This window comes from Methylobacterium sp. D48H (assembly GCF_053345715.1).
In genome coordinates, this window is the sequence record NZ_JBKFAP010000018.1 from 110,219 (window position 1) to 120,465 (window position 10,247).

The 10,247-nt window shown below is 65.5% G+C and carries 7 protein-coding genes; all 7 read left to right on the forward strand.

Features of this window, described 5'->3' with window-relative positions; genetic code table 11:
* Window positions 1-264 precede the first annotated feature (264 nt).
* Entirely contained in the window at window positions 265-1,086 is an 822-nt protein-coding gene (locus ACLBX8_RS23470) for a hypothetical protein (protein WP_447700299.1), read from the forward strand.
* A gap of 301 nt (window positions 1,087-1,387) precedes the next feature.
* Entirely contained in the window at window positions 1,388-1,702 is a 315-nt protein-coding gene (locus tag ACLBX8_RS23475) for a hypothetical protein (protein WP_447715803.1), read from the forward strand.
* Window positions 1,703-2,092: 390 nt separating this feature from the next.
* Window positions 2,093-3,742 carry an ABC transporter ATP-binding protein gene (locus ACLBX8_RS23480; protein ID WP_447715804.1) on the forward strand — a complete coding sequence of 550 codons (1,650 nt, stop codon included), beginning with the start codon at window positions 2,093-2,095 and terminating at the stop codon, window positions 3,740-3,742.
* A 570-nt stretch (window positions 3,743-4,312) separates the two neighbouring features.
* Window positions 4,313-4,822, forward strand: coding sequence for an RNA polymerase sigma factor (locus tag ACLBX8_RS23485; protein WP_447700297.1), 510 nt, complete (start codon window positions 4,313-4,315; stop codon window positions 4,820-4,822).
* Between the two features lie 72 nt (window positions 4,823-4,894).
* Complete coding sequence (locus tag ACLBX8_RS23490; protein WP_091981566.1) at window positions 4,895-5,842, forward strand: FecR family protein; 948 nt, start codon at window positions 4,895-4,897, stop codon at window positions 5,840-5,842.
* A gap of 117 nt (window positions 5,843-5,959) precedes the next feature.
* Window positions 5,960-8,593, forward strand: coding sequence for a TonB-dependent siderophore receptor (locus tag ACLBX8_RS23495; RefSeq protein ID WP_447715805.1), 2,634 nt, complete (start codon window positions 5,960-5,962; stop codon window positions 8,591-8,593).
* 444 nt (window positions 8,594-9,037) lie between these two features.
* Window positions 9,038-10,247, forward strand: a 1,210-nt coding sequence (locus tag ACLBX8_RS23500) for a S8 family peptidase (RefSeq protein WP_447715806.1), incomplete at its 3' end; no start/stop codon positions are given.

Below are 10,247 nucleotides of genomic sequence, written 5' to 3' on the forward strand. Positions count from 1 at the left end.
CGGTTGCCGAAGTCAGAGCAGGAATGTTGGTGGCTCGCGGCAATGAGCAAGCCTAACATTCGCCAACCATACAGGGCCGAGTTCCTGCTGAACCATAGCTGGTGACGTCGCTTATTCGCGGACGTGCGACAAGGTCGTCGGATGAATTCCTTATCCCGTCTCTTTGTGGCCGCATCACTGGTCGGATTTTACAGCATTGGGTGCGCGCGAGGGCATGCTCCGGGACTGGGTGACGCACGTGGGGCCATCGTGCGTCCCGCGGCCATGAAGCTGTTTGACGCCGAGCCCGTCTTTCCTCGGGTCTCGGCGATCATGCCAAGTCCGTGGATGCCCCTCGAGGTTGGGTGGACCATGGGGGCGATCTGCAAGCCCCACGACGCGGGCGGAGGGACCTCGTTCCTCGGGCTTCATTTCGACGATCACTGCTTCGGCCCGGCTCCTGAGCACGTGGCACACGCTGTCTTGGCCCTCCCTGTCCGAGCGTTCGACCTCGAACGTGACACGCGCCGTGAGGATCTGCGCAAAGCTTTTTACCTGGCGGCTCCCGGCTTCGGGCGCCGTCCTGACTTCACGCTGGGGGCCGGCGCGTTCATGGTCCGCAGCTTCGAGGGAGCGGACCCCCGAGACACCGTGTACCTGATCTGGCCCGTACGATGCGACGAGGGTGAGGCGGGGTTGGATTGCCACAACGGCATGGGTCGGAAGGCTTTTCGGTTCGCTGCCGACGGCGCCTTGCGGGATGTCAGTGCGGACGTGCTGCCGGCGGATCCGGTCCTGAGCTCCGACGACCGCGTGCGTCAGACGAAGTACGGCGGCAGCGTCCTGTTTCTGCTCGACGACAAGCTGCCTTATGCGCCCACCATGCGCTGGATCATGGAATTCGATCCTGACTCGCCACCACTCGAGAAGGACGATCCGAAGGCCGCGGGCCCTTGGGCCCACTTCGGTTTCGTCCACTGGACCGGTTCTCGTTTCGAGCTCGTCGATCGAATTGCCCGATCGCAATGGCCGTGCCGGAAATTCCATGACGCCCCGGCCTGCTCGACGTATCCCGACGGCTTCGAGGATCCCTTTGTCATCCCGTGAGCGGAACTCTCGAAGTGGAGGGTGGGGCGGTGCCATCGCCGGAGCATTTGCTGCTCAGGATCGACGGTCCGCCTCTCGATCCGGGTGACGCTCGTCCTCTGTTCGCTCTCTCAGGGAGACGGTGATCGTCCCGACACTTTTGAATAGGGGCGCATCGTGGCTCTGTCGGGCGACCGTTGGCACGCGACAGAGGAGGTCGAACAGGCAGCGATGGAAGGACATCGGCGAAGGCGCACGCCCGCATGGCGTGCTCAGTGTGGCCGGTTGCACCCTCGACGCGGCCAACACCGGAGACACACCGTTGACCAGCCGTCCCAAGATCAGCTCCGTTCCGATCGTCCCCAGTGAGGTCGAAGGTACTCTCGAAGCTCCCGTCATCTACTTCGAAGCCACATCGACGCATGGCGTCGGAGGAGGCGTCGGTCGCCTCGCTCTCGAGATGATGCTCTCCGAGCCCAGCGCGGACGGCACCCCGATCAGTCGGCGAAAGATAGTCGTACACCTGCGCGGCCCGCTGGGCGCGTTCATAAGTCTGAAAGCCGCGATTGAACACATCGAGGAAATGGCCGCCGGCCCGCTCACGGCGGACGTCGCGGAAGATGGGAAACCCAATTGAATCGCGTGCAGATCTGCGTCAAGCGGTGCTCTCGTACTCAGGTCCTATTGGTTCATTCTGGTTCTCCGTAAAATAGAACTTGTATTGATGCTTGGATCGGAGCGGGTCGAATTTCCGGATTGCGTGAGGGATAATCGATTGGCATGCCAGTATGTGATGTATCCCGCGCCGGACATGTAGCGTGTTGATATCGGGTATTCGATCGTCATCCGGTCATAGGGCAGAACAGGGCGGCTATTCGGGATAGTCGGCTTCTTGCCCGTCCTCTCCCGGACGGCGGATGCATCGCGGCGGACAGATCCAGTCGCGGGTTGCCGCGAAAAATCTTGCATTCCTCAAGCTTGCGAGGGATTCGAAAATCGCCCTCAGGATTTTCCCTGGCAATTTCGAATGATATCGATTCTGAACGCGTTGCTGCGAGCCTACTGGCGTGACGCCCGCCTGACGACCATCGCGGTGATCTCGGCCAGTTTGCTCGGTGCATTGGCCTCGATCTCGGCTCCGTACCTTTTCTCACGCGCCGTCGACGATCTGGCCCGCGGACAAGTGCGGTCCGACGCGCTCCCGCTCCTCATGTCCTACGCATTCCTGTTCGGATGCGCGAAAGCTCTGGGCATTGGATCACGGTTCCTGATCGTGCTTTGCGCGGAGCGTCTATCGTTCATTGCAAATACGGCCTTCTTTGCGCGCCTCCTACACAAGACGCCAGCCTTCTTCCTGGAGCACAACGCCGCGGAGATCGGGACTGCCCGTCAGCAGGGAACCCAGACGCTGAACCTCATCACCCAGCTCGGGCTCGGAGGCTTGCTCCCTGGATGCGTCCAGATCGCCTTCAGCGTCCTAGTCCTCGGCAACCTCGTCAGCTGGGACATAGCCCTGATCATATTCATCTACGGCGTGGTCGTGATCGCGCTCGACTACACGCGTATCGGCAAAGTCAAACCCGCTCTCAATGAGGCGATGAATCAAAGTCAGGCCAATGCGCGCCTGGTCGGCAACGCCATCGCCGTCATCGACACCCTGCGCCAGACACGCGGCGAACGATGGATCACCGAGCGCTTTACTGCCAGCGCGGGTGATGCCTTCGCGAATTTGCGGCGCTACGCGCTGGTGAGCAGCGCCTTCTGTGGGCTTCTGGGCATCGCTGCAGCCTTGCAGTTGACGGTCACGTTCCTGATCCTCGTCCCCCGGTTCGAGGGCGGCCTGATCTCGATTGGCGGCATCGTGCTCTTCAACACGTTGCTGATCCAGTTGAATGAGCCGTTCCATATGGTCGGCATGGCCATCAAGGAGTCGGTCGAAGCAGCGGCCCGCTTCCGGCCCTTAGCGATGATGTGGAGAGCACCGGAAGAGCTCGAGCCCGCCGATCCGCTGCCCTACCGGCCGTCCCTCGGCATCGTCGCTTTCGAGAACGTCAGCTTTCGCTACGCCAATGGTCGTGGCGTTGCCGACCTCTCCTTCGTCGCTCGCCGCGGCACGCCGACTTTCCTTACGGGTGAGACCGGTGCAGGCAAATCAACCGTCGTTCGCCTGCTGTTGAAGGGGTTGCAACCGAGCGGCGGCCACATCTTCGCCGACGGAACCGACCTGACTCGCATCGCGAGCGATGATTGGTTCAACCATGTCGGCGTCGTGCCGCAAGAGGTGACACTGCTCAACGATACGCTGTCGGCCAACATCGTGCTGGGCCGTCCGTTCGACGCGGAGCGCCTCCGCCGGGCCTCCGCGCAGGCCTCCATCCTCACGCGCATCGAGGCCATGCCGGACGGGTTTGAGACCGTCGTGGGCGAACGGGGCCTCAAGCTGTCGGGCGGTGAGCGGCAACGCATCGCCATCGCGCGGGCGCTCTACGGCGAACCGGCGATTCTCGTTCTGGACGAAGCCAGTTCGGCCCTCGACGACGAGACCGAGCGGCACATCATGGACGGCTTACGTGACCTTGTTGACGGGTTGACCATCATCGCCGTCACGCACCGCACCTCCATGATACGGCCAGGAGATCAGAACGTCCGCCTGTCGGCTTCCCCACCACGGGCGTAGCCGTCTGAGATGGGCCGACAGCCGAAGGGCGGCTCCCGGTGGAATGCCGCCATTTTTGCTGTGGGACGGCAGATGTAGCGAAGCGGATAATAGCCGCACGGACCAAGTCCGACCCTTTTCAGACCCTCGCAGCGCCAGAGTGCAGGCCGCGTTGCGAGGCGAAGGTGCGTGGCCGGAACGGGCGGCTCCGCGATCGGCCGGGTTCGAGCACCATGTCGAGGACGTGGGCGTTCGACGTCTGACGGAAGGCCGCCCCGGGACGCTGAGCGCGTCTCGACCACGAACGGCGCGAATCCGGGTCCCAGAACGCCACCGGCATGCCCCGATCCATGCCGCAGATATGCAACAGAACATGGAAAACAGCCGTGCTACTAGAACTATTCCAGTTCAAGGCCCTGCATTCCCATCGCTGTTTCGTTGCGGCCGAACAAGCGTTTGGCTGAGAGCAGGTGCATCAGTTTAGATCGGCTAAAAGCGTTCAGAACGCTTGCGTCTATCCTCGGCGTGACAGTCTAATCGGTCGGCGCCGCGCGCTCGTGTGCGTCGGCGAGGCACCTGAGGATTGGAGTTATGGCGGCGGTATCATTGGATGCCCTACATCGCAGTGAGAACCTGAACCTCCAGCGGTTCCTTCTTCGCAAACTCGGGAACCCTGCCGACGCAGCCGACGCCGCGCAGGAGACGTATCTTCGCCTCGTCAAAGCACTCACGACCACCGACTTGGAGCATCCGCGCCTCTTCCTGTTCCACCTCGCGCGCAACGTCGCCGCCAATCTCGGCAAGCGCCGCCGGTTCGAAGCGCGCCTCTTCCGATCCATAACCGATCTCGAACTGTCGAGCGTCGTGGACGGGCACGCCCAGACCGAGACGCAGGTGATCGCCCGCGAGCAGCTGCGCCTCGTCGCGGCAACGATCGACGGGCTGCCGCCGCGCTGCCGGGAGGCGTTCCTGCTCAGCACCGTCGAGGGCCTCTCGAACGGGGAGGTCGCCGTCCGTCTCGGCGTCAGCCGCAACATGGTCGAGAAGCACCTCATCAAGGCGCTGCTGCACATTCGTCGCGCGTGTCACGAGTTTTTCTGATCGGGCACGTCAGGAGTTCGCGGCCTCGATGGTCTTCATAGGTCGGACGGGCGGAGCGGGCAGCGGGTCGACATGGAGGAGGAGCGCAAGCCCGCGGGCGACGACGAGGCCGCGGACGACCCGATCTACGCGCGGGCCGCGTTCTGGGTGGTTCGCCTGTCCTCCCCCGACGCGACCGACGCCGACCGGGCAGCCTTCGAGACCTGGCGCGCCGCCGACCCGGCCCATGCCGAGGCCTACGCGGAGATGGAGGCGTGGCGGGGCATCGCCGGGCGCGTGCCCGATACGCGCCGGCGCAGGCGGCCGCCGCCGACGCGCCTCGTCGGTCTCGCGGCAGCGCTGGGCCTGTCCGGATTCATCATCTACGAGAGCGGGATCCTCGACCGTGTCCGCGCCGACGTCTGGACCGGGATCGGGGACATCGAGACGGCGCGGCTCCCCGACGGCAGCCGCGCCGCCCTCAACACCGACACCGCGCTCGCCCTGCACTTCACGGCCGCCGCGCGCGACGTCCACCTGCTGCGCGGCGAGGCGGTGTTCGATGTCGTGCCCGACAGCGCCCGACCCTTCGTGGTCTACGGCGGCGGGTTGCGGGTGCGCGCTGTGGGGACGCGCTTCTTCGTCCGGGCCGGCGGGGACGCCGAACCGGTCGGCGTGGCGGAGGGGCGCGTGGACGCGTCGACGACCGCGGGCGCCGTGACCATCGGAGCCGGCGAGGTCGCCCTCCGGAGCGCCGACGGCCATCTGATGGTCGAGCGCGGCGATGTGGGGCGCGCCACGGCGTGGCGGGAGGGCAAGCTCGTCGTCACGGGGCAGCCCCTCGCCGCGGTCGTGGCCGACCTGAACCGCTATCGGCGCGGGCGCATCGTCCTGCTCGGTTCGGGGCTCGGCGCGCAGCGCTTCAGCGGGACGCTCGACATCCGCGACACCGACGACGCGCTCGACGTTCTGGCCGCGACGATGGGCCTGCGCGTCACGCGCCTGACTCCGTACCTCGTCCTCGTCAGGCCGCCGGCCTGACGAGGCGAAAAAAACCGACGCGGGGAGGTCAGGAGTTTCGCGCCTCGATTGTCGTTTGTCCGTGAGGGCCACGGAGCGCGCGCCGAGCGCGCCGCCCTCCGCGGAACGGGGGCATGAATGGCAGTGTGGGATCTTGGCGGCACGCTCGGCCGCGCGCCGGGCGGTCCATGGCGCGGTGCGGCCCTGGCGAGCGCGTCCCTGATCGCGCTCGGGCAGGCGTCGGCCGCGCAGGACCGTTCGATCACCCCGACCTTCGTGCGGGCGGGCGAGCGGCTCAACATCGTGCCCGTCGCCACCGGCGATGCCGCGCCGCCGCGCGCGCTCTCGGAGCGGCGCGTCCGGCTCTCGATCGCGCCCGGCCCCCTCGAGCCGGCCCTGGCGAGCCTCATCGCGCGGACGGGCCTGTCGCTGGCCTACCGGACGGCGCTGACCGAGAACCTCGCGACGCGGGGCGTCGAGGGGGACGTCCTGCCCCTGGAGGCGCTGACGCAGCTGCTCGACGGGACGGGGCTGACCTACCGCGCGGCGAAGCACGCGACGATCACACTCGTGAACCCGCGCTACGCCCAGGCGTCCCTGCCGCCGGGGGATTCGAACGCGCCGACGCCGGTCGGGGCGACCGCCGCGTCGGTCACCCTCGACGAGCTCTCGGTCGAGGCCCAGCAGCCGACCTTCGGGACAACGGGCTTCGTCGCGACCCGGTCAACGGCGGGCTCGAAGGGCAACGATTCCATCCTGGAAACGCCCGCCACCGTCAGCGTCATCACCCGCGACGAGCTGAATGTCCGGGGCGTGCAGGACGTCAACCTCGCGGTCGCCTACACGCCCAACGTCCAGGCCGTCGACTATCCCGGCGGCCAGGGCGGTCCGACCTTCACGCTGCGCGGGTTCAACGCCAACAATTTCGACAGCGTCTACGAGGACGGCCTGCGCTACGGCTTCAACTCGTTCGACCAGAACATCGAGCCCTACGCCTACGAGCGCATCGACGTCGTGAAGGGGCCGATCTCGGTCCTCTACGGCCAGGGCCAGCCGGGCGGCATCATCAACCTCGTCTCGAAGCGCCCGACCTTCGTGCCGTTCAACGAGGTGTTCATCCAGGGCGGCAATTACGGGCGCGTCCAGGCCGGCTTCGACCTGTCCGGCCCGGTCGAGGGGGCGCCGCAATTCGCCTACCGGGTGACCGGCCTCGTCCGCAACGCCGACAGCCAGGTCAGGTACACGCCGGATGACCGGACCTTCATCGCCCCGGCTCTGACCTGGCGGCCGGACGCCGACACGTCGCTCACGGTGCTGGGCAAGTACGCCGAGTACCGCGGCGGCGGCTCGGAGCAGAGCCTGCCGATCGTCGGCTCGATCCTGCCGAGCGCGCGCGGCTTCTTCCCGCGCAGCCCGTTCGTCGGGCAGCCGAACTTCAACACCGGCCTCCTGGAGAACAAGGAGATCGGCTACATCCTCGACCACAGCTTCGCGCCGGGATGGCTGCTGCACTCCGCCTTCCGGGCGTACGAGACCACCTCGAAGTTCGACGCGGTCGGCGCCAGCCCGGCCTTCACGCCGCCCGGTTTCCTCGCCGTCTCGGTCTTCCCGTACCTGCGCGACCAGTCGAGCCAGGGGCTCCTGACCGACAACTATATCCAGGGGCGCTTCGACACCTGGGACATCCAGCACGACGTCGTCTTCGGCGTCGGCTTCCAGAACTACTACCGCCGCGACGCGCGGACCTTCCCGAACGGCTACCCGACGATCGCCGCGAACCGCCTGATCGACCTGTACAATCCGGTCTACAACCTCGGCATCGCCTTCCCGCAGCGCACGAACGTCTCGACCCGGGCGCTCCAGCAGCAGACGGGCGCCTATGTCCAGGACCAGATGAAGTGGAACGGCTTCATCCTCACGGGGAGCCTGCGCAACGACTGGGTCGACCAGCAGGTCCGGACCACCTTCAACTTCCCGAACCTGCCGGTCGCGACCCTCAACCGGACGACGGTCGACAACCAGAACTTCTCGGCCCTGAGCTACCGGGCCGCCCTGGGCTACGAGTTCGCCGCCGGAATCGTGCCCTACGCCGCCTACTCGACGTCGTTCAACCCGCAGATCGCCGGCCAGCGGGCGGACGGGTCGGCGCTGCCGCCCCGCGAGGCCAGCCAGATCGAGGGCGGCGTCAAGTGGCAGCCGGTCGGCACCAACGCGCTCGTCACCGCGTCGTATTTCGAGATCACGCAGACCAACATCCCCCTGGCCGATCCCCGCAACCCCGGCTTCTTCATCGTGACCGGCGCGGCGGAGTCGCGGGGCTTCGAACTGGAGGGCAAGGCGAGCCTGTTCGACGGGTTCAACCTGATCTTCGGCTACGCCCACCTCGACACGAAGGTCACGCGGAACGCGACCAACCCGGCGCTCGTCGGCAATCGCCTGCCGAACGCGCCGGACAACACCCTGTCCCTCTTCGCCGACTACACCTTCCCGCTGAACTCGCCCTTCGCCGGATTCCGGGCGGGGGCGGGCGTGCGCTACGTCGGCGAGCGGACGGACGCCACCAACGTCGATCGCATCCCGGCCTACGCCCTCGTCGACGCCTCGCTGAACTACGACCTCGCCCAGCTGAACCCGGCCTGGAAGGGCGCAATCCTGTCGGTGAACGCCAACAACATCTTCGACCAGCGGTACTTCACGTCGGGCTTCTACACCGGCTACGTCTTCGAGGGGTTCCGCCGGAGCGTGTTCGGGACGCTCACCTATCGCTGGTAGGATCGTCGGACGATGACGCGCGCGGCGCCGACCGTCTCCGGGCGGCCGGGACCGGAGGGGTATCGGCGGGCGTCGGCCCGCCGCTTTACCGCCTCGCGAACCTTCCGCCAGTGCCTGTGGCCGCATCGTGGGAGCGGGCTGGTCCTGGCGCCGTTTTGGCCCGATCTGGCCGCATCGAACCGCGGTGCTCGGCCAAGCTCGCGATTGCGGGGGGCTATCCGTTCCAGAAAGGGGGATCCCCGTTTCAGGACGTCGCGCGCGGCACCGAGTGTGGCCGCAATGTGATAGTCCGTTAAACCCGCATTTTCTAACCCCCGTGCAAAGCTTGCGGCAGGCATGACGGGGGTCGGTCCGGTGGTCCAACAGTATAGCGATGTAGAGCGTGTGACCGGATCCTGTGATCCGAGTCGGGGCGCGGACGCCGGAAGCCGGCGGCGCGGCCCCGTGCGGCTCGGATTGCTGGTCGGCAGCTCGCTCGCGACGCTCGCGCTGGCTCTGGGATCTGTGGCGGCGCAGACCGTGCCGGCGCGTTCGCCCTCGACCTTCGATGCCTTCGGAGGTCCGTTGACGGCGGCGCAGTTCGACACGCCCGAATACCGGGCTGATTGGGGGTTGGCAGCGATCAACGCCGCGACAGCCTATGCGCGCGGCTTCACCGGAAACGGCGTCCTGGTTGCTGTTGTTGATAGCGGCATTGACCCGAGTCATCCCGAATTTAATAACCGCCTCGGCCGTATTTCTCCATATTCCCGTAATTTCATTCCTCCAAACGATCCTTTTCTGCTCGGTGACACGGACCCCAAAAGCCACGGCACCCATGTAGCGGGAACAATAGCAGCAGCCCGCAACGGAACGGGTATGATGGGCGTCGCTTTCGACAGCACGCTCCTAGCACTCTTCGACCTGACAAATACTGCAAATGCAATCGATTACGCAGCTCAGCAGAAAGCTAGGGTTTTAAATGGCAGCTATGGACCTGCTGTTTCCGAACCATTCGATAGTAACGGCATTCCGAATCCAACCTATCGGAGATTGACGACACAAGAATACACGCTAGGCGATATTAATGAGTATCGAGCGATAAAGCGGGCGGTCGACCGCGACATGCTTTTGGTGTTTGCGGCTGGCAATGAACGTCTGGATCAACCCGATGTGACGACGAGTCCGACGGGTGCCGCGCTATACCCGTTCATCAAGCCCGAAAATGCCAATAGCGGCATCTACCAATTTTACACTCGCCGCGGACTGAACTCCGCCAACATGGAAAGCGTGGATGTGGCTCCGGTCGGACCAGTCGATCAGAGCAAGATCGACTTCTCCAGTCTTTCTGGCTACATCATGTCTGTAGTCGCAGTTGACTCCAGCAACCGAATTGCCTGGTTCAGTAATCTGTGCGGTGTCACAGCGGCGTGGTGCATTGCCGCGCCGGGAACAAACATCTACTCCACCGTCCAGGTCGGAACGGGGCTTAACGGCTCAAACTACGGATCTAAGCAAGGCACCTCGATGGCCGCGCCGCACGTAGCAGGTGCCGCCGCTGTCCTGCGTCAGGCGTTCCCGTTCCTGACGGCGCCGCAGATCGCCCAGACCATGTTCACCACCGCCACCCATCTCGGCGACGGGCCCGCCAACGCCCCGAACGCCACCTTCGGCT